The 20,618-nt window shown below is 68.4% G+C and carries 14 protein-coding genes; 7 read left to right on the top strand and 7 right to left on the bottom strand.

Features of this window, described 5'->3' with window-relative positions; genetic code table 11:
* The first annotated feature begins 75 nt into the window (after window positions 1–75).
* Window positions 76–582, top strand: coding sequence for a MarR family winged helix-turn-helix transcriptional regulator (locus AB8M46_RS35920; protein ID WP_037346304.1), 507 nt, complete (start codon window positions 76–78; stop codon window positions 580–582).
* A 10-nt stretch (window positions 583–592) separates the two neighbouring features.
* Here the strand turns inward: AB8M46_RS35920 and AB8M46_RS35915 are convergent, their stop codons facing one another.
* Window positions 593–3,124: a phosphocholine-specific phospholipase C gene (locus AB8M46_RS35915; RefSeq protein ID WP_394363063.1), complete on the bottom strand. Its 2,532-nt coding sequence runs from the start codon at window positions 3,122–3,124 to the stop codon at window positions 593–595.
* A 306-nt stretch (window positions 3,125–3,430) separates the two neighbouring features.
* Window positions 3,431–3,823, bottom strand: coding sequence for a hypothetical protein (locus tag AB8M46_RS35910; RefSeq protein WP_394363062.1), 393 nt, complete (start codon window positions 3,821–3,823; stop codon window positions 3,431–3,433).
* Window positions 3,824–4,029: 206 nt separating this feature from the next.
* On the opposite strand from AB8M46_RS35910, the gene AB8M46_RS35905 reads away from it, so the two are divergent.
* From AB8M46_RS35905 to AB8M46_RS35895, 3 genes are read left to right on the top strand one after another with little or no spacing between them, the layout of a single operon-like run.
* On the top strand, window positions 4,030–4,743 hold the full coding sequence (locus tag AB8M46_RS35905) for a Crp/Fnr family transcriptional regulator (protein WP_037346295.1): 714 nt from the start codon (window positions 4,030–4,032) through the stop codon (window positions 4,741–4,743).
* Between the two features lie 58 nt (window positions 4,744–4,801).
* Window positions 4,802–5,017 carry a hypothetical protein gene (locus AB8M46_RS35900; protein ID WP_378424554.1) on the top strand — a complete coding sequence of 72 codons (216 nt, stop codon included), beginning with the start codon at window positions 4,802–4,804 and terminating at the stop codon, window positions 5,015–5,017.
* Window positions 5,017–6,819 (top strand): aKG-HExxH-type peptide beta-hydroxylase, encoded by a 1,803-nt coding sequence (locus tag AB8M46_RS35895; protein WP_394363061.1) that lies wholly within the window; start codon window positions 5,017–5,019, stop codon window positions 6,817–6,819. The genes AB8M46_RS35900 and AB8M46_RS35895 overlap by 1 nt, the downstream gene beginning before the upstream one ends.
* Window position 6,820: 1 nt before the next feature.
* Here the strand turns inward: AB8M46_RS35895 and fxsT are convergent, their stop codons facing one another.
* The 5 genes from fxsT to AB8M46_RS35870 form a co-directional block, all read right to left on the bottom strand.
* Window positions 6,821–11,197, bottom strand: a complete 4,377-nt coding sequence (fxsT, locus tag AB8M46_RS35890; protein WP_394363060.1) for an FxSxx-COOH system tetratricopeptide repeat protein — start codon at window positions 11,195–11,197, stop codon at window positions 6,821–6,823.
* Between the two features lies 1 nt (window position 11,198).
* Window positions 11,199–12,281: a MoxR family ATPase gene (locus tag AB8M46_RS35885; RefSeq protein ID WP_037346290.1), complete on the bottom strand. Its 1,083-nt coding sequence runs from the start codon at window positions 12,279–12,281 to the stop codon at window positions 11,199–11,201.
* Window positions 12,282–12,294: 13 nt separating this feature from the next.
* A complete protein-coding gene (locus AB8M46_RS35880; RefSeq protein ID WP_394363059.1) occupies window positions 12,295–14,088 on the bottom strand; it encodes a hypothetical protein in 1,794 nt (597 codons plus the stop codon).
* A 170-nt stretch (window positions 14,089–14,258) separates the two neighbouring features.
* Complete coding sequence (locus tag AB8M46_RS35875; protein ID WP_378424546.1) at window positions 14,259–14,975, bottom strand: S1 family peptidase; 717 nt, start codon at window positions 14,973–14,975, stop codon at window positions 14,259–14,261.
* A 149-nt stretch (window positions 14,976–15,124) separates the two neighbouring features.
* Window positions 15,125–16,159 carry a CdaR family transcriptional regulator gene (locus AB8M46_RS35870; protein WP_125735656.1) on the bottom strand — a complete coding sequence of 345 codons (1,035 nt, stop codon included), beginning with the start codon at window positions 16,157–16,159 and terminating at the stop codon, window positions 15,125–15,127.
* A gap of 96 nt (window positions 16,160–16,255) precedes the next feature.
* Between AB8M46_RS35870 and AB8M46_RS35865 the strand changes: the two genes are divergently transcribed.
* From AB8M46_RS35865 to AB8M46_RS35855, 3 genes are read left to right on the top strand one after another with little or no spacing between them, the layout of a single operon-like run.
* Complete coding sequence (locus tag AB8M46_RS35865; RefSeq protein ID WP_394363058.1) at window positions 16,256–17,158, top strand: alpha/beta hydrolase; 903 nt, start codon at window positions 16,256–16,258, stop codon at window positions 17,156–17,158.
* Window positions 17,155–18,897 carry an ABC transporter ATP-binding protein gene (locus AB8M46_RS35860; protein ID WP_394363057.1) on the top strand — a complete coding sequence of 581 codons (1,743 nt, stop codon included), beginning with the start codon at window positions 17,155–17,157 and terminating at the stop codon, window positions 18,895–18,897. The genes AB8M46_RS35865 and AB8M46_RS35860 overlap by 4 nt, the downstream gene beginning before the upstream one ends.
* Window positions 18,894–20,594 (top strand): ABC transporter ATP-binding protein, encoded by a 1,701-nt coding sequence (locus AB8M46_RS35855; RefSeq protein ID WP_394363056.1) that lies wholly within the window; start codon window positions 18,894–18,896, stop codon window positions 20,592–20,594. Before AB8M46_RS35860 ends, AB8M46_RS35855 begins: the two co-directional genes overlap by 4 nt.
* The last annotated feature ends 24 nt before the right edge of the window (window positions 20,595–20,618 follow it).

The raw sequence follows: 20,618 nt of genomic DNA, 5'->3' as shown, positions 1-20,618 counted from the left end.
ATCTCAACATTGAGATAACACCAGCGAGTTCTGTCAATGTCAAGTCTCTTAATGTTGAGACGTTTGGAGGACGTCATGGCCGACGCGGTGGACGCGGTGATCGCGCTTTGGCGACACGAGCGGCCGGACCTCGAAGACAAGCTCTGGCCCGCCGAGGTGATCGGGCGCGTTCAGCGGCTTTCGCGGATCCTCGACCGGAAGCTCAAGGAGTTCAACGCCAAGCACGACCTGGAGTCGTGGGAGTTCGACGTGCTCACCACGCTCCGCCGCTCCGGGGAAGCCGACGGCCTGACGCCCGGCGCGCTGCTCAAGGCCGCGATGGTCACGTCCGGGGCGATCACGAACCGCATCGACCGCATGGAGGCCAAGGGCCTGGTCGAGCGGGTGCGCGACAGCGACGACCGCCGCTCGGTCAAGATCCGGCTGACCGCCAAGGGACGTCAGGTCGTGGACGAGGTCTTCGTCCTCCACCTGGAGAACGAAGCCGACCTCCTGCCCGACCTGAAACCCGCGCAGTGGGCCGAACTGATCGGCGGCCTGCGGCTGCTGCTCGAACACTTCGGCGACACGTCACTGGAGTGACCCCGGCGCGTCAGCTCCAGCCGAGCGGGGTGACCTCCGCCGCCGACGTCCACGGCCCGCGTCCACCCGCCTCGGTGAGGGCGCGGAACCGCACATAGCGCGCCCGGGTGGGCCAGAACCGCAGCGTCTTACGGGCGGCGTCGTCCGCGAAAGTACCTGTGGCGACAGGACTTCCCCAGGCCGAGCCGTCCGTGCTCAAGTGGACTTCGTAGCCGCCGACGCGTCCGTGGTCGGAGCCGTCCTGACGCGGCAAGTAGGCCAAGCCCGTGACCGTGCGGGCGGCACCCAGATCGAGGTGCAGTTCGTGCGGCAGCGGGTCTTCCCCGCCGGACCACTTGGTGTGCCAATGGGTGGCGGGATTCCCGTCGACGGCGTTCGCGGCGGCACCGTTCTCCCCCACCATCTCCTGACTGTCGGCCGAACGGACGGTGGCGGTGAGCGGTCCTGAGCCCATCACGGGGTCGCTGATGGTTTCCACGCCCGTCTCGACATGCCCTGCGAAGCGGCGAAGGAAGCCGTCCGGCCCCTGAACGGTCAGGTCGTACCAGCCACCCATGCCGCCTTCGGTGCTGAACCAGTCCTCGACCGTCGCGCCCTGGGCGACCGTGTACGTCCACGGTCCGCCGCCCCGGTTGCCGGTCCGCACGGTCAGCTCGCAAGCGGCGCCGGCGTTGGTCATCTTCAGGTACACGACGCCGGAACCGGGCCGCAGCACGACTTCCGGATTCGGCTTGCCGCCGGTCGTCGCGGTGATCCGGTTGCCCGCGAAGCGCCGCACGAAACCGTTGGGGCCGTGCGCGGTGAGGTCGTACGCGCCGTCCGGGGAACCGGCCTGCCAATAGTCGGAAAGCGTCGCGTTCCCGCCGAGGGTGTAGCGCCACGGCCCGTCGGTCCGGTGTGCGTTGGCGTAGACGTAGAAGTGCGCGCCCGCCGTCCCGGTGTTGGCGAAGTCGATCCAGAATCGTTCTGCGGTCACCCGTCCCGAAGCCGTCAGCCGATACGGCAAGGGGCGCGCGGTCCGCACCCCGGTCTCCGCGACCGGCAGCTTCTGCACGGACGGCGGCTGTGGCTGGGTGTTCCACGGTCCGCTCGTCGGCACCGGTTTCGTCAGCGCCGGATAGATCGCGCTCGGCGACGTCGTGTCCAGCGCCGAAGTCAGGTCACCGCAGACGGTGCGCCGCCAAGGTGAGATGTTCGGCTCGGCGACACCACTCCACTGTTCGAGGAAGCGCAACACGGAAGTGTGGTCGAAGACCTCCGAACACACCTTCCCGCCCCGGCTCCACGGTGAGATCACGAACATGGGCACCCGTATGCCCAGCCCGATCGGCTCACCGGAGACGAATTCGTCGGTCGTGGCGACGGAACTCTTGCCCTCGTCGTCGGAAGCCGGCGGCGCGGGCGGTGGCATGTGGTCGAAGAAGCCGCCGTCCTCGTCGTAGGTCAGCAGGAACAAGGTCTTGTTCCACACCTCGGGTTTGGACGCGATCGTGTCGAGGATCGACTTCACCAGATCGGCCCCGGTGTTCGGGCCCCACGCGGGATGTTCGGTCTGGGATTCCGGCGCGACGATCCACGACACCGACGGCAGCCTGCCCGAGTCGACGTCGCTCTTGAAGGCGCTCAACAATTGCTTCGGCGCGACCCGCGCCAGCCCGCGGTCGTACAACGCGCGTTCGGACGCGGTCAGGGTCGCCACACCGGCCGCCAGTCCGTCGAGCAGCCGGGTGCGCTCGGCGGCCGAAGCCGAATCGAGGGCGTAGTAGAAGTACTCCAGCTTCGGAAAGGCCTTGCCCGCGGAGTCCTTCACCTTCGACAGCGCCTTGGTGCCGACGGCGAGGAAACTGCTGAAATAGTCCAGCGAGTTGTCGCCGTAATTGTCCCATTCCTGATAGACGCGCCAGCTACGGCCGGCGGCCTGCAGACGCTCGGCGTAGGTCTTCCAGGTGTAGCCGGTGTGCCCGGGGTTCTGCCAGGCGGCGTTGCCGATCGCCCGGGTCGTCCCGTCCGGCTCGTAACCGAGTTTGCCGGTGAACAGGTACATCCGATTCGGGTTCGTGGGCCCCATTTCCGAGCAGTGGTAGGCATCGCAGACGGTGAACGCGTCGGCCAGTTCGTGATAGAACCGCAGCGCCGAACGGGTGTGATAGGTCAGCGACCGGACCCCCTTGGCCGCGCGCCACGCGTCGTGACGGCCCTTGTTCCACGCCCGGTGCCCGCCGGACCAGCTGTGGTCGACGTCGGCCATGAACTGATCGTCGATCGCGTACGGGAGCAGGGTGCCCGTGCCGTCGGGTTGCTGGAAGACCGACGCTCCCGACGGGAGTTTGATCGCGGCCGGATCGTTGAAACCCCGGACGCCGCGCAACGTCCCGAGATAGTGGTCGAACGACCGGTTCTCCTGCATGAACACCACGACGTGCTCGATGACGCCGAGCCCGCCCGTCGGCGCTTCGGCGGCGAGTGCCTGCCGGACGCTCGCCGGGAGCAAGGTGAAGGCGGAAGCCGCACCAGCGGCCTTCAGCAGGGTACGACGGCGCACGGAGCCCTCCAGGAATTGCGTTGAACCCGTTCGATCGTGTTCGAAACTGCACCTTTGACGCGGCTATCGAGCAGATGGAAACACAGGTGCCTGATCGGTTCAAGGGTTCGGCCCAGGGGCTGCATGATCGGAGCAAGAGGACGCGACTTTCGGATGGTCGCGAGGGCGGCCGATCGGTACAGGTGGTCGTGAGTGGCGATTCGGGTTAGAACCCGAATCGCCACTCACGAGGGGGGAACCGTGGTGGGGGCCGCCCCCCTTGAGCGTCCCCCACCACGGTTCATCCGGCCGGAGACCGGCCGGATGTCATCTCCTGTCGTCGTCCGGCCGCCCGGACAAGGCCGCCAGCGACAGCACCACGACGACCGGCCAGATCACGGCCACCAGCGCGGCGCCGCCGAAGGTGATCGCCGTGATCGAGACCGCCGTCGCGATCAGCCCGCCGACGGGTGACACGTAACAAAGACCCAACGGCCCCAAAAAGAGCGCCCACAGCAACGCGGCCTTCGCCGATTTGGCGGGCGGCCGGGGCACCGGATACCGCCCCGGCCCGACGACCTCGTGGTCCTCACCCTGATACCACCCACCCGACATCAGCGGCGGATGCGGCGCGAAGAACGCCGGTCTTCGGCCGAACGCCTTGGGCGTCCGCGGGTTCTGCCCCACCGGCAGGCGGCGGTGATCCTTCGGCCGTCCCATGACACTTTCCGCACTGTGCATGACACCCTCCCCCGTCGCCGGCCCGAGGCCTGGTGAAGTCACCCCGTGCCTGGCACAATTACCGGTCGCGGTTCGAAACTTCCGGGTCGTTCTGCCCACTGACCATGCTGACGAGTCGGGGGAGTGGCTGATGCGTCAAATGGAACACAGCACCGATCCGGTTCCCGGGGAACCGGAGGGCCAGGATGACCGGTTCCTCCGCGGCTGAAAACGGGAGTCTGGGCACCTGGCGGCGGCTGACACCGGCGGAGCAGTCCGCCCTCCGGCGCGCCGGCCACCTGAAAGTGTGGCGACCCGGCCAGATCCTCGCCCTCCAGGGCAGTCCGCCCACCAGCATGTTCGTCGTCCTGCACGGCTGGGTGAAGATCAGCGCCACCAACTATCGCGGCGAGGACGCCCCGCTCGCCGCCCGCGGCCCGGCGGAAATCGTCGGCGAACTGGCCCCGATCAGCGGACTCCCCCGTTCCGCGACGATGTCGGCGATCGACGAGGTGCACACCCTCGTCGTACCGAGGGACAAATTCCTCGGCGTATTACGCGAGCAACCGCGTATCGCCGAGGAGATCTTCCGGACCGCGGCGATCCGGCTGCAACAATCCGACCGGCTGCGTCTCGAATCCGGCGGCCCGGATTTCCCGCAACGCCTCGCCGCAGTTCTCCTGGAACTCGCGTTGCAGCACGCCGTCGACTGGACGGCCGGGAAACAGGTCGATCTCCGCTTCAACCAAGGGGAATTGGCGGGCTTCGCGCGGGTCTCGCGCAGCACCCTGATCCGTGGCCTCGACGAACTCCGGCGGCTGGGCGTGGTGCGCACCGCACGTCAGCGCGTCACCATCACCAGCCCTCGCGCACTACGGGAATTGGCGGCCGGACGGCCTCCACCGGCCGCCGAGGCCTGATCCGGCACGAAATCTCGGCTATCCTGAGCGAGGTTCAACTCTCGCAACCGTTTCACGGGTGGAGGGAATCGGCACGATGAGTTCTTTCTCGGCAGACACGGAACCGGACATCGAATCCGCGTTGCTCGATCTCGACGCGGTCTCCTTCACCGCGTTACGAGAGCTGGACAGTGAGGCCCTCCGCCGATCGGCGCACCATGTCGTCGAACGCACCACCCTCGTCCGCGCACGCTACAGAAGCGCAGGCGGCGGAAATGGCGAACGGATCGACTGATGCCGGCAGCAGCCGGGTCTCGTCCCGCGTTCCACCGGTTGTCGTGGCGAGACTTCGACGCGCTCGCCCGGCTCGACGGCGACGAGGACATGACACGGCGACTGCGACGGGCCGAACGAAGCCGCCGGAAACTGTTGATCCACGCCTTGCTGACCGAAGCCGCGAAGGCACCGGATCATTCAGGCCCGTTACCGCCGCTGGATTCAGCTTGGGAACTCCTCGCCCGTGCCGAAGCACGAGCACCCCGTTCGGTGAACAGGATGCTCACCAATCCGTATACCGGAAGCTGGGCCGGCTACACGACTCGCCTGCTCCGCAACGGAATCGACGGCGTCGGTCCTTTGTGGATGCACCTGGGGCACGCGCACGCGATCGCGGCGGCCGCGGCGATCCGGGCGGAGCTGGACTTCGAGACCGTCATCCCGGCGTGGCACGGCAACGCAATACTCCCGTCACTCGGGATGGCCCGCTTTCCGGACACCGAAACGTTTTCTTCGGTCGTCGTGCGAGGCGCGAACGGCCGGTACTTCGTGTCGAACGCCGACGCGACGATTCATCTGCCGGACGCACTCGACTCCGACGCCCCGGGTTGGTGGGGAATCCGACGGGTACGAAGTCAGGTCGGCGCGCACCGGTTCTCGTTGTGGCTCGACGACGTCGATCCCTATCGCGGGCTTTACGAACCGATCCCACCGGAACGGTTACCGGGCAAGGATCTGGCGGATTGGCAACGGCTGATCGACGAGGCCTGCCGTCTGGTCGCCACCCATTTGCCCGGGTTGGCCCGCATCATGCCGGTGGGATTGGCTTCCTTGGTTCCGAAACCCCAGGTGCTCTTCCGCAATCCGAGCGCGTCGACCGGGGAGGCGTTCGGCAGCGCGGTCGTCGGACTGCCCACCGACGGGGCCTCCCTCGCCGAAACCCTGATCCACGAGTTCCAGCACATCGTGCTCGGCGGTCTGCTGCACCTCGTCGAGTTGTACGAGCCGGATCCCCGAGAGCGGATCTACGTGGCTTGGCGGGATGATCCACGCCCCCTCAGTGGTGCTCTGCAAGGGGTCTACGCCTTCTTCGGCGTCACCGCCTTCTGGCGCGCCTTGGCCAGGGCCGGGACGAATGCCCGGCGCTCCGGCTTCGAATTCGCCTACTGGCGTGAGCAAACGTGGCACACCCTGCGAGTCCTGCACGCGGACTCGACGCTGACCGACGCCGGCCGACGCTTTCTCGACGCCATCGCCGAACGCCTCGGGCCCTGGCAGAGCGAGCCCGTCTCGGCGGAAGCGAGCGAACTGGCCACCGCCGCCCGCCGCGATCACAGCGCGGGATGGCGGGCCCGGCACCTGCGTCCGGACCCGTCCGTCGTCGCCGAACTCGCGAGGGCGTGGCTCAGCGGAAGATCGAGGCCACCCGCGAATCTCGACGCGACAAGCCTTCCTCCGACGCCGATACCGGACGGAGGCTGGTCCCCGGCCAGAACGGACCTCATCCGGCTCTCCCTCGGCGGCGCGGGGCGACCACTGACGGTACCCGGCGCCACCGAAGCTGATTTCGCTTACACCGCAGGCGATCACCTCGAAGCGGTCGAGGGTTACCGGCGGGAGCTCGCCGCGGATCCGGACCGGCCGAACTCCTTGGTCGGGCTGGGCCTCGCGCTCTCCGCCCGAGGCCTCCACCCTGCCGCCCGCGCCTTGCTGCACTGTCCTGAGCTGGTCCGCGCGGTCCATCGGCGCTTGCGGTCCGGCACGCGGCCACCGACCGTGGAGGATGTCGCCTCCTGGATCGGGCAACTCGTACCGGGCTGACTCACATCAGGATCTGGTCCACGTCGCAGTTGGCACGGATACCGCGACCGGCCGCCTGTGTTCCGGGGTGGGCCTCACCCAGGATCCGGCGGTACCGCGCCAGGATCGGGTCGCGGAACGGCGCGGCCTCCTCCGTCCGGCCGAGCGCGGCCAGGTCCAGTCCCAGGTTGAACGACGCCGCCAGGACCACGGGATGATCCTCGCCGAGTACCTGCGTGCCACGCTCGATCGCGTCTCGCCCCAGCTCGACCACCCGGTCGAGCTCGCCCACCGCCGCCAGGTCACTCGCCAGGTTGATCGCGGCGATGATGGCATAGGGATGGTCCGGGCCGATGCTGGCTCGGAACTGCTCGAGGGCCCGCTCGTCGAGGACGCGCGCGGCCGCGGGGTCTCCCATCAACCGCAGAGTCACCGCCAGGTTGACGTTGGCGACGAGGGTATGCGGGTGATGCTCGCCGAGACCACGCCGGTACCGCTCGAACGTCTCCTCACCGAGCTTCCTCGCCGCGGCCAGATCACCCGAGTGGCGAAGATCGATCGAATGAGCCAGCGCCGAGGCCATCGTCGTGCCGTGGTCATCGCCATAAGCGAGCCGGAACCGTTTGAGGACCTCCGTGGACAGGCTGAGCGCCCCCGGGTGGTCGCCGTCCTTCCTTCTGGCCATCGCGAGCAGGAGTGAGTTACCCGCCGAGTCCAGCTGATCCGGACCGAAACGGGCGATGAAGCTCTCCGTGAGCCGCTCTTGCTGAATCCGGGCCTGGCCGTACTCACCCGCCTCGCGTAAATCAACGTTCCTTCCGCTGTTGACGCTGAAGGTACGGACGTGATCGCGGCCGAGGACCTCGATCCGCCTCCGGAGGGTGTCCTGATCCAGCTCCAGTGCCTCCCGGTAGGCACCGGCCAACCGGAGGCTGATCCCATGCTGGAACGCGGCGTAGAGCGTCTCAGGGTCGTCGTCGCCGAACATCCGCCTGGCCTTGTGAAGGATCTCTTCACTCAGTTTGGTCGCTCCCGCGAAATCACCCTGCGCCCGGAGATCGATCGTGATGTTCCGCTGAAGCGCGAAGGTCTCCTCGTTCTCTTCACTGGACATCTGCATGCGCAGGGAGAGAGTGCGCTGGTTGAGCTCCGCGGCTTCGGAGTACCGGCCGATCGCCCACAGGTAGAGCCCGAGCCTCGACGAGACTTCGAGGGTCTGCGGATGGGTGGGGCCGAGGGCATCGGTGAACCGCTTACGCGCTTCGAGACCGAGCCGCGCCGCCTCCTCGTGATCGCCGTACTCGAACAGGTAGCGCATCAGGTTGATGTAGAGCTGACGCGGCCAGTCGTTGTCGCAGTCCAGGACATTCGCCGCGTAGGCGTGCGGCAGCAGTTCGCGGTAGCGCGACCAGTGCCTGCTGGACTCCGGGTCGTTGGGGTCCAGCGCGGCGAGCAGCTGGTGGGCGCCGTGCTGCATGCGCGCGTGCACCTGCCGGGCCATCACCCGGTTGCGCAGCACCAGCTGCACCAGCCGGTGCAGCTGAAGCGTGTTGTTCCCGTGGTCGATCTTGGCGAGGCCATAGCGGTTGATGTCCCGGATGGCGCGCGCCAGCTTGATCGGGTCACGGAGCGCGGCGTCGAGCTCGGGCGAGATCGACACCCGGTTGACCCCGGTGAGCAGGTCACGCGAGATCGGTTCCGGGGAGAAGAAGGCGCAGATGTGCAGGATCTGATGGGCCGCCGGGTTGCGGGTCTTCAGTTCCTCGAACGAAACGTTCCACGCGGCGGCGACGGATACCTCGTTGTCGGGCGCCGAAGCGGTGTCGAGGATTTCCTCGACCGACTCGTCGAACAGACGCAGATACTCCTGCACCGGCATCCCGGTCACCGCGCGCCAGGCAGCAGCCTGCTCCACGGCCAGTGGCAGATCGCCGAGCTTCTCGGCGAGTTCGTCGGCGTCGGCCGGGTCGATCTCCGGACCGCGGCGGCCGAGCAGCTCGACGCTTTCCTCTCTTTTGAACACCGCGAGTTCCAGCGGGCGCGCGATCCCCGCCCAGTCGGAGTTGCGCGAGGTGATCAGGATTTCGCCGGGACCGTTCCGCGGGAAGAACGGCAGCACGGTCTCCGGGCTCTCCGCGGCGTCGAACACCAGCAGCCAGCGGCGGAAGGGACGTCCGGTCCGGAGTGCCTCGATGACCGCGGGGACCGCGACATTGGTCTCCGACGCGCCCTGAAGTCCGAGGACACCGGCGAGTTCGGTGAGACCGGCGCGGATCTGGGTGGTGTGCGCGGCGTCGATCCACCAGACGAGGTCGTAATCCTGGAGATGCCGGTAGATGTATTCGGCGGCCATCTGGGTCTTGCCGATACCACCGAGACCGTGCAGCGCCGAGGGAAGCACGGCGGTGGTACCACTGCTCAACCGCTTCGTGAGCTGGTCGAGCAATTCGTCGCGGCCGGTGAAGTTGGGGTTCCGCGGGGGGACGTTGCCGAAGACCAATGGCGGGTCGTCGGCCTGACGGTCCGGGAAGTTCCGGGAGGTTTCCGCCGCCGAAGGGTGCACGATCCGGGTCGTCGGCTCGTTCGCTTCGGGCTCATTGAGATAAGACGAGCGTCCCTGTGTCACAGGCGTCGAGGCAGGTGGACGTTCGGCCGTCTCGGGCATCGTTGAGCTCGCAGTCTTTGATTCAGATACGTGTATGGGGAGGACTTGGCTTGCCGCGGCGTTGCGCAGCCGATCCGCACGGGACAGGTACGGCCCGGAAAGGGCGCGCATGAGCGCGGTTTCCAGCTCCACATCGGCCGGGGACTCGTGGGTGAGGTCTGGGTCCGGTGTGTTGTTCGGGTCGGCGATGGCGTCTCGGAGGTGGGAGATCAACCGGATCCGGTCACCGAAATGGGTGGCGGCCACTCGGACGACCTTGGCCGTCTCCGACCGCCGCGCGCCGCTGAGCAGCAGTTCCCGGACTGCCTCGGGAAAAGCGAAGACCCCGTCTGTGTCCCAAGTGGACTTGCCCTCCCTGAGTGCGGGAGCGTACATCATCCCCGAAAGCAAAAGTTCGAGGAGGTGTTCCGGGCCCGCTTCCGGAACGAATTCCTGTCCCACCAGCTTCGCCACGTCGAGACGGACCGGTACCGCCGCGAGTAACTGCGCCAAGCGTAGCGCCGGCGGCGACGCAACACTGCGAAATCGTTGCACTCTTTCGGCGGGTGACAAAGTTACCGGCGGGTCATCGAAATCGGACTGGGAAATCCGTTCCGTGGCGAGTACGACGGTTCCTTCCACGGTGTCGTCGTTTCCGCCGGTCATCAGTCCGGCCCACCAGCCCAGCGACGTCGGCCGCAGTTCGAGGACCGGCACCGGGACGAGATGATCGGGCACTTTCGAGCCCGGTTCGAGCCAGGCGTCCGCGAGGTCGCATTTCCAGCTGCCGTTGGGCGCCACCGCGTTCGGCACGCGCAACCGGGCCTTGTGCGGGCTCATCCCGCACCGGCCCCACAGCCAGTGCGGGAGCAGGTGCACGATGCTCACCGGCATCTTCCTGCCCCACCGGGCCAACATCGGGTAGAGCGCGTCCTTCTTCTGCCAGGCGTCACCCACTCCATCGGTCACCAGCAACACCACGCGCCGTCCCGACGAATCGAGGATCTCGTCCGGATCGCGGGCGGGCGCGCCGGGCGTGCCACCACGCAGAACGAGGTTTTCTTCGGTGTCCTTAGCGGTTTCCAACAGGCGGACCTGGATGGTCCGGAAAGCACCCACTTGCCGGAGTAATTCGACGAAAGCCGACACCCTGGGGCGCCACAAGGCCATCGACGGACCGTTGTCGAGGACGAGCGTCAGGTCCAGCCAGCGCTCTTTTCTCGATCGGGTGACCGGCCACCACCGGCCGGTCTCCGCGACCCGGACGGCGGTCGCCACTTCGTCCAGGACCACATTGTTGTGTCGCCGCGAGGCCATCTCTCGTTTCAGTGTTCTCAGTGCGCGGAAGTACTCCAGCGATTCGAGGAGTACCGCTCCCCCTGGCCCGGCGCCGTCCACCGCGGGTTCCGGCAGCTCACCGGGTACGGCTTCGATCGCGACGACCTGATCGTCCTCTTCCGGCTCCGGCGGGACGTCCACGAGGCGGGACGGCCCCGGCTCGGGAAGTTCCGGGATTTCCCCCCGGTCGGCGGGTGCGTTACGGATCCGTACTTCCTCGGGCGGCTCCTCGGCAGGCGCGGACCTTTCCTCGGCCTGCCGCGGCGAGATGGCCGCGGCCAGCCACACGATGTCGGCGACGTCGGTCCAGTTCAGGTCCTCGAATCCGAACCGCTTGCCCCCACGCGGAAAACCGGTGTCCCGCCGGTCCGCCACCGGGGCGGAACGCGAGTCGGACACACCGCCCGGCCCGTCCATGTCACCGCACCGTCAGTCGTTGCCACAGGGCGTCCACCAGCCGCGGCCATGCCTCCTGATCCGGCTGGTACGCGCCCGACGTCGCGAGATAGACGGCGTCGAGCAGCCGGTCGGTGGGGAGCCCGCCTTCCGCCTTGCTCCGTTCGGCGAATTCCCGGATGAGCCGGTCGCGGTGTTCACCGTTCTCGCCGACCAGATGACCGGCCACGATCGCGGCGAGCTGCTCCTCGTCCGGGTTCTCGATCCGCAACTGCAGGCACCGGCGCAGGAACGCGGGCGGGAACTCCCGCTCCCCGTTGCTGGTCATGACGACGATCGGGAAGGCGTGACAGGCGATCCGGCCGTCGCGGACCACGGCGGTGCGCTGCGGGTCGGCGGTGTGCACGGTGACTTCGGGATGCCGGTTGCGCACACGGGTCAATTCCTCGATGGAGAATTCGCCGTCCTCGAAGATCGAAAGCAGATCGTTGGGGAGATCCGCCTCGGATTTGTCGAGTTCGTCGATCAGCAGGACGCGCGGCAACCTGCTGGGGAGGAACGCGGTGCCGAGCGGGCCGAGCCGGACGAAATCGCCGATCGGCGGTTCCTCCACCTCGTCCCCGCGCTGGGCCTGACTGGTCGCGGCCGCCTGGACCCGGCCGATCGCGTCGTAGCCGTACAACCCGGAACTCAGCGCGGTATGACTGGTGATCGCCCAGCGCAACACCCTGCCCAGCCCCAGTTCCCTGGCGATCCGGTACGCGAGGCTGGACTTCCCGGTGCCCGGGTTCCCGGTGACCAGCAACGGGCGCCGCAGATACAGGGCGGCGTTGACCATGTTCAGTTCGGCGGCGTCGGCGTCCTGCTCCGAAAGCGTGAACGCGGTACCGAGACGGCGTTCCGCCTCGCCGTCGTCCGGCGGCGGTACGTCGTTCTCCGGCGGCGGATCACCGCGATAGGACCGCCACGGTGGTGGCGCGGGCAGCAACTGCGCGAGATCGATGTCGTGAATGGGCATCCCGGTGCCCCGGTAGATCCACCAATCGGGTGCGTCGAGCCGAGGGGTCCGGCCGTCCACGGCCGCGTCCTGATCGTTCCCGCTCATCCGCGGTATCCCCTTACAGTCGAGTCGGGATCAACGGCTGGTCCAGAACGATCACGCGTTTGGGGTCGTCCCACATTACCACCAGATCGTGAGCCAGAGAATTCTTGAACGGTACCGCCATACCGGAATTCGCCAGTTTGCGACGATCCGGAAGTTCGTTGAAACCGCTCTCCGCGGCCAATACCCAGTCGAGCAACTCGCGCAGGGTCTCCGGCTCGGCGTCCGGATGCCAGAGCACGACCGGGAGGCCGCTGCGGAGCGCGCTCGTCAGTTCGTCCGGCGGCCCATCCGGTTTCGCTTGGGGCGACGGGGGTTTCGCCAATACCAGACCGACCCAGTGCTCGTCGCTCAGGATGGCGTCGATCGGGTGATCCTCGACCTCCGGGCAACCGGAATAGTGCAGCCGGTCGGCGGCGGGGTCCTTCACCATCGAATCCCAGCGAACATGCCATGCGCGATGCCAATGCCTCGCCCGCATCCTCTCCAAAGAGCGTATTCCGAGACGGTACCCGTAGCGCAACGGCTGGGGTTGACCGGTCTCATGCTCCTTCGCCCACCGCTGCACCGGCAAATTGATCAATGTCCTGGGCAGGAGGAATTCCACCGAGGCGGACATGCTCTGACCGGACCAGACCGCCTCGGTCTCCAGGATGACGTCATCGACCCTGAGCTCGACTTCTTCGATTTCGATTTCACGCACGCCGCCGAGGGGCGGCGGCCAGACGTCCGGATCGTCCTGTCTCCAGAACGCGAGTGTGCACCGCGTCGGATCAGCGGAAACCGGTTCGAGCATGATCATCAGATGCAGATGGGGGCGGTCCGGAATCGGCGGCCTGGTCAGCCGCTGATGCCCGAGCGCCGGAGCGAGCCGCAGGGACCGGGCCTGGTTCGCCAGCCAGCCCTCGATCATCGCGTCCGCTTTGCCTTCCGCGTTTTCGGCCAGCAGCCCGAGAAAGGTCAGCGCGGGCGGGATGCCGTCCGGTCCCGCGTTGAAGTCCGTGAGCAGCTGAAAGGCTTCCCACGCGTCGGTGACGCCGTCCAGCCGCGGCGGCTGGACCGCGGGGCCGAGCGCACGGCTCATCATGATCGCGAGATTCGGGATCCTCATTCCGGTCAGATGGCGACGCAGGCCCACCAGATCCTTGCGGGGGACCAACTCCAGCACCGGACCGGCCACGTCGGCCGGAAAGAGTTCTTCGGCGCGCACCACCACCGAATCCGCGATGGCTTCCCCGTGCAGCCGTAAATAAGCCATTCCGGTGAACGTCTTCACTGAAACAGGTAGCGGACGGTACAACTCGGGCAACAAACCCGGGTCCTTCTCGATGACGTCCGCGAAGAAACGCTCCGATGAGATGAAGGCGATCATCCGATCGGATTCGGCGAAGGCGTCCTTCACCGGTTGCGCGTCGAGAATGCGAAAAGCGATATCGACCGCGTCCCCGACCCAGCCGTTGTCGTCGCCGATCACTTCGCCGGCGTTGAGGCTCACCCTCAGCCGCATCTGCGCCTGCGGTGTCCGCGTGTGGTTGTACCGGCGGAGGGCGACCCCGAGCCGATCCGGCAGCAGGTCCGCGACCAGGCTTTTGGTCGTACCCGGCGGAAGCAGGACCAAGACGCCGTCGCCGCGGTCCTCGTGCGCGCACGAATCGAAGTCGATACCGCTTTCGGCGAACGCGATCTTCAAGACCTCGTACATGCCCTGGTGCACGGCCAGCCGGTCGAGACGGTTGCGGTCCGGCGCGGTGAACCCCACGACGTCCACCACGACGATCGTGCGGTCGAGAGCCCGCGTCGGTCGCGCCACTGGCCCCCTCCCAAGGTCCACGGCGCCGACCCACCGGCGCCGACCGCCACATTATCGCGTCGACCGGCCCGGAGTTGAGTGTCAATTGACAAATAGGAGGCTGCGGTTCGGTGTTAACGCTCGTGCGTGGTGAGGACGGTTGGAACCGTCCTCACCACTCACGAAAGGGGTCAGACTCCGGCGACCTGCTGGATCCAGCTGCGGTAGCGGGTGATGTTGGTGTACGCGGTGTTGTTCGACCGGTCGCTGGTCGAGGCGACGCCGACCTGACGGCCACCGGAGAACATCGGACCGCCCGAGTCACCGCCGGCGGTGATGCCGTCGACGCGGTTCGCGCAGACCGCGATCCCGCCGTTGTAGTCGCTGCAGCTGACCGAGTTGACCCGGACGGTGGCGACCTTCAGGTAACGGGACTGGCAGTTGATCTCCGAACCGCACTGGCTGGTCGCGCCCCAGCCGTAGACCTGGACGTTCTGCCCGACGGCGACGTTGCTCGTGGTGCCGAGCGGCGAGTAGGTGGCGTTGACCGAACTGGTCAGCCGCACGATGGCGAGGTCCGCGCCCGAGTGGCGGGTGATGCTCGCCGCGGTGGCCATGGTGCCGCCGCTCTGCTGGTCGAGGCTGCCGATGCGGAACGTGTAGCTGCCGCTGCTCGCGACGCAGTGCTTGGCGGTGAGGATGTACTGCGGCGCGATGATCGTGGCGGTGCAGTTCTGCTGGCCGTTCACGAACAGCCGGGCCGCCCAGGGAGCGTTCTGCGCGTACTGACCACCGATGATCATCGGCTGCACGCCCGAGGGTTCGGCGGCGGTCGCGGCGGGGGCGGTCGAGCCGAGCAGTGCCATGAAGGCGGTGCCGGCGAGCAGGACAAGGGAGCGCAGTCGCATGTTCCGACTCATTTCTGCGGCGGGGATCCCGCCGCTTCAGTGGGGACGAACGCGCTGATTCTGTGTCGTGCCAAGGGAAGCCGGAAACCGACGAAAGTTCGCGTGGGCTACCTATTTATTTCGAGGGCCCGGCGAAGATCACTAGGTAGTCACTCGCCTAGCAGGCGCCAAGCGGTGAGGGCGAGCCTCACCCGCGTCAGGCCGAGCGGATCGGTCAGATCGACGGACAAGCTTTTGCCGATCTGGGTGAGCCGCCGCGCCACACTGCTGTGGTGCAGGTGCAGGGAATCGGCGGCTTGGCGCACGGAACCCGTGGCGCAGTAGGCGTCGAGCGTCCGCAGGTCCTCCGGATCCGCGGCCAGCTTCGTGATCGCGACGACGTCGGCGTTGGCCCGCGTGTCCTCCTCTGGAATCCGCGCGAGCAGCGCGAGGGCTCCGAGGTCGCGATAGTGGATCACCGGACGGCGCGCGGTCGTGAACCGCAGCGCGGTCGTCGCGTCCAGCCAGGACCGATGCGGGCATTCGGCGTCACCGATCCCCGCGCGGACGTCTTCGGGGAACCGGGCCGGATCCACCGCGGCGGCCAGGATGATGCCGACGTCGCCGAGTGACGCGGCCTTGACCGGGCGCCCGTGGCAGATCAGGCCCCCGATCTTCTCGAGCGGGAGCCCGGACCGGACGGCGATCACGCGGATCGGCGCGTCACCGGGGAAACCCAGCAGCCGCAAGGCCCGGTTCCTGGCGGCGTCGTCACTGGCGGAGCTGATCACGAGTTCCACCAGCGCCGGATCGGCCATGGTGGTGCGGGCCGGCCCGTAGCGTTCGACGACCGTCGCCACGGCGATCGCGAGGCGGTCCAGCACCGCTTCGTCGAGGGCGGCGGCCTCCCCCTCGCGTTCCAGCCAGACCGTGCCGATCTCCTCGTCGTCGAGGGTGACGGCCATCGTGATGGACGCGGGTACGGAGGCCGGGGCGGCTTCGCGTCCGTCGGGGGCCATGCGGATGGTGCGCCCCGTGCTGTGCAGCCGGATACCCGCCGCGCATTCCGCCAATCCCGCGGTGGCGCGGGCGAGCGCGGGAAGGTCGACCCGGCGCCGCATCAGGGTGTCGTAGAACATCACGACCCGGATCGCGCCCTCGACGTCGGGATCCAAATGCGACAACCGCGCGGCCAATGCCTCCATGTCGGCGAGCCTACGCGGCGATCGTCGCACGAAGGGGCGATCACACGCGACGGATGGCGGCCGCCCTCGGGACCGGGAACCGGAAAGATCGTCGTCATGGACCCCGAACTCGAAGCCTTCATCGCCCTGTTCCCCGCGGCGAACCTCGACGACCCGATCGCGGATCGCGAGAAGCTCGCGAAGCTGGCCATGTCGGTACCGCGGCCCGACACCTCGGCCATGGAGGTCGAAGACCGGACCGTGCCCGGCGACCCGGGCGTCCCGATCCGGATCTACCGGCCAGGGGAGGCGCGGGGCGCCATCATCTGGCTGCACGGCGGCGGCTGGGTGATGGGCAACCTGGAGACCGAACACCCTTGGGCAGCGCGGCTCGCCGAGGCGTCCGGCGCGACGGTGATCTCGGTCGAGTACCGGCTGGCGCCGGAGAACCCGTTCCCGGCCGCGTTCGACGACGTCTACACCGTGCTGACCTGGACCACGGACCACGCGGCCGAACTCGGCGTCTCCCCCGACCGGATCGCGATCGGCGGGCACAGCGCGGGTGGCGGGCTCGCGGCGGCGACGGCCCTGCGCGCCCGCGACGAAGACGGCCCGCGGATCTGCTTCCAGCTGCTCAACCAGCCAGGGCTCGACGACCGGCAGGAGTCGTGGTCGGCGCGGAACTTCACCGACACGCCGTGGATGAACCGCGCGAAGATCACCGCCGCGTGGGGGCACTACCTGGCCGGGAAGCCCGCGCCTTCGCCGTATGCCGCTCCTTCGCGGGCCACCGATCTCTCCGGGCTGCCGCCCGCGTACGTGGCCTCCGCCGAGCTCTGCCCCAACCGCGACGAGAACATCGAGTACGCGCTTCGTCTGCTTCAGTCGGGGGTTTCGGTCGAGCTGCACCACTGGCCGGGCACCTTCCACGGATCACAGGCGATCCTGTCCGCCGAGGTGTCCCGCCGCCAGATCGACGAGCTGGGCGGCGTCCTGCGCCGCGCGCTGGCCGAGTCATGACGGCGCCTACGACAGCCCGGCTGCTGCGCCCGTTCGCCGGGAGTTTCGCCGCCGTCGTCGTCCTGCAGATCATCGGCGCCATCTCGGGGTTGGCGCCGCTGCTCGCGGTCGTCGAGCTGGGCCGGGCGCTGCTGGCGCCCGGCCCGGTCGACGAAGGCCGGGTCTGGACCGCGGTGATCGTGGGCGCGGCCGGATTGTTCGTCCGGCTGGTGCTCACGGCCGCGTCGTCCGGGATCGGGCATCTGCTCGACGGCCGGGTCCAGCTCACCTTCCGCCGTCTGCTCGCCGAACGCCTCGGCCGCGTGCCGATCGGCTGGTTCTCCGGACGTCGCACCGGTGAGCTGGCCAAGGTCGTCGGCGAGGACGTCGGCGCCGTGCACCCGTTCATCGCCCACACACCCGGCGAGCTCGTCTCCGCCTTCGTCGTCCCGCTGGTGTCGCTGGGCTACCTGCTCACCATCGACTGGCGGCTCACCCTGATCACGCTGATCCCGGTCGTGCTGGCGGTGGCGCTGGTGCCGTTGATGATGACGCCCTCCCGGCTGCGCGAGCAGGAGGAGTTCGACCGCGGTATGGCGGGGATCTCGGATTCGGTCGTCGAATTCGTCCAGGGCATCGCCGTGGTCAAGGCGTTCGGCGGAGCGGGCCGCGCCCACCGCAGGTTCCGCACCGCCGCGGACGATTTCGTCGCCACCTTCACCCGCTGGGTACGAGGGATGGCCGGGCCGGCGGCTGGGATGCAGCTGGCCTTGTCGCCGCCGTTCGTCCTGCTGGTGATCCTGATCGGCGGCACGCTGCTGATCACCGGCGGCGGCCTCGCCCCGGTCGATCTCCTGCCGTTCCTGGTGCTGGGCCTGGGCTTGACCGCCCCAGTGGCCGCACTCGGCCACGGCTTCGACGAACTGCAGGCCGCCCGGCGCGCGACCGGCCGGATCCGCGACGTGCTCGGTGTGCGACCCCTGCCGGAACCGGAGAATCCCCTTGTGCCACAAGGGCATCGCATCGAGTTGCGCGACGTCCGGTTCGGCTACGACGCCGACCGCGAGGTCCTGCACGGCATCGACCTGGTCCTCGAACCGGGCACCGTCACCGCCCTCGTCGGCCCGTCCGGCGGCGGGAAGTCCACTTTGGTCAGTTTGCTGCCGAGGTTCTTCGACCCCACCGAAGGAAAGATCCTGCTGGGCGGCGTCGATCTGCGCGAGATCAGTGGCGAGGAGCTGTATCGCAAGGTCTCCTTCGTGTTCCAGGACGTCCGTCTGCTGCGCGCGTCGGTCGCGGAGAACATCGCGCTGGCCGTGCCGCACGCCGATCTCGACGACGTCGTGCGCGCCGCCCGCCTGGCGAACATCCACGACCGGATCCTCGAACTGCCGCGCGGCTACGAAACGGTGCTGCACGAGGAAACCGGCTTGTCGGGCGGGGAAGCCCAGAGGATCTCGCTGGCCCGCGCCCTGCTCGCCGACACGCCCGTCCTGGTGCTCGACGAGGCCACCGCGTTCGCCGATCCGCAGACCGAACTGGCCGTGCGCCGGGCTCTCGCGACCGCACGGGCCGACCGGACGATCCTGGTCATCGCGCACCGGCTGGAAACGGTCGTCGACGCCGACACCGTCGTACTACTGGAGAACGGCGTCATCGCCGAACGCGGCAAGCCCGCGGAACTGCTGACCCGGAACGGGGAATTCGCCGCCTTCTGGCGTTCCCAGCACGCCACCGAACGACAGGGGGGCCCTCGATGATCCGGATGTTGCTGAGCGTCCTCGGCCCCGACCACGCCCCGCCGGTGCGGCGGACCGTGGCGCTGATGACGGTGACCGGGGTCGTCGAAGGGCTGTCCTACGCGCTGCTGGTCCCCTTGCTGCGGGCGCTGCTCGGGAGCACTCCCGGCGACGCCGTCCCGTGGCTGATCGCGTTCGGCGCGGCCTTCTCGGTGTTCGCGATCCTGCGCTACCGCGCCGACCTCTCCGGCTTCCGCACCGGGACGACGTTGCTGCGCGGGATGTACCACCGGCTCGGCGACCATCTCGCCCGCCTGCCGATGGGCTGGTACGGCGGGAACCGGGTCGGCGAGGTGTCGGCGCTCGCCGGACCGGGTGTCCTGCGGGCGATGAGCGTCATCGCGCATCTGCTGGCCCCGTTCGTGGCCGCCTGCGTCACCCCGCTGACGATCGTGTTCGTGATCCTCGCCTTCGACTGGCGGCTGGGGCTGGCCGCGCTGATCGCCGTCCCGGTCGTGGCGGTGATCCAGATGCGGACGGGCCGTTCGTCGGCCGCGACCGACGAGGAGGCCGCCCGGCGCGGTACCGAGGCGACCGGCCGGGTGATCGAGTACCTGCAGGCCCAGCCGGTGTTGCGCGCCGGAGGGCGGGCCGAGCAACGCTTCCGGCTGCTCGACGACTCGCTGCGAGAGGTTCAGCGGGCGAACCGCCGGTCCACCCTGTCCGCGCTGCCCGGGGTCGTGGGGCTGACGTTCACGGTGCAGGCGCTGTTCACCGTCCTGCTGACGCTGGGCGCGTTCCTCGCGCTCGGCGGGCAGATCGGGGCCGCCGAGGTCGTGGCGATCCTCGTCCTGGCCACGCGCTGCGCAGATCCGCTGCTCTCGCTGACCGACATCGGCGGCAAACTCCGCGGCGCGCGTTCGGTGCTGGTGCGGCTCGACGCGCTGCTGCGCACCGAACCGCTGCCGGAACCGCCGGAACCGGTCCGGCCGGAGCGGCACGATCTGGAGTTCGAGTCGGCCGCCTTCACCCGCGGCGGCCGAGCGGTGCTCGACGGTCTGTCGCTGACCGTCCACGAAGGACAGAAGCTAGCTCTTGTCGGCCCTTCGGGCGCCGGGAAGAGCACGGTGCTGCAGCTGCTCGCCCGGTTCCACGACGTGGATTCGGGCGCGGTGCGCGTCGGCGGGGTGGACGTCCGCATGATGAGCACCGACGATCTGATGTCCCGGATCGCGATCGTGTTCCAGGACGTCTACCTCTTCGACGGCACGATCGAGGAGAACGTCCGGCTGGGCCGTCCGGACGCCGGCGACGCCGAGGTGCGGGCCGCGGCGACGGCGGCCCGCCTCGACGAGGTGATCGAACGGCTGCCCGGCGGCTGGTCCGCGAACGTCGGCGAGGGCGGCGCGTCGCTGTCCGGCGGGGAACGCCAGCGGGTGTCGATCGCGCGCGCCCTGCTGAAGGACGCGCCCATCGTGCTGCTCGACGAGGTGACCTCCGCACTCGATCCGGTCAACGAAGCGGCCGTCCACGAGGGGATCGAGCGGCTCATGGCGGGCCGGACCGTGGTGATGGTGGCGCACCGGCTGCGGACCGTCGAACGTGCGGACCACGTGGTCTTCCTGGACGGCGGCCGGATCGCGGAGGAAGGGAGCCACGGCGAACTGGCCCGGCTCGGCGGCCGGTACGCCGGGTTCCTCGAACCGCAAATCGCTTGACGCCGCCGGGCAACGGCAATGCAC

Origin of the sequence: Amycolatopsis sp. SB7-3 (assembly GCF_041021335.1) — a bacterium.
Taxonomy (GTDB): Bacteria; Actinomycetota; Actinomycetes; order Mycobacteriales; family Pseudonocardiaceae; genus Amycolatopsis; species Amycolatopsis japonica.
Note: the sequence above shows the minus strand (reverse complement) of the source record. Positions and strands in the feature narration are given on the sequence as shown.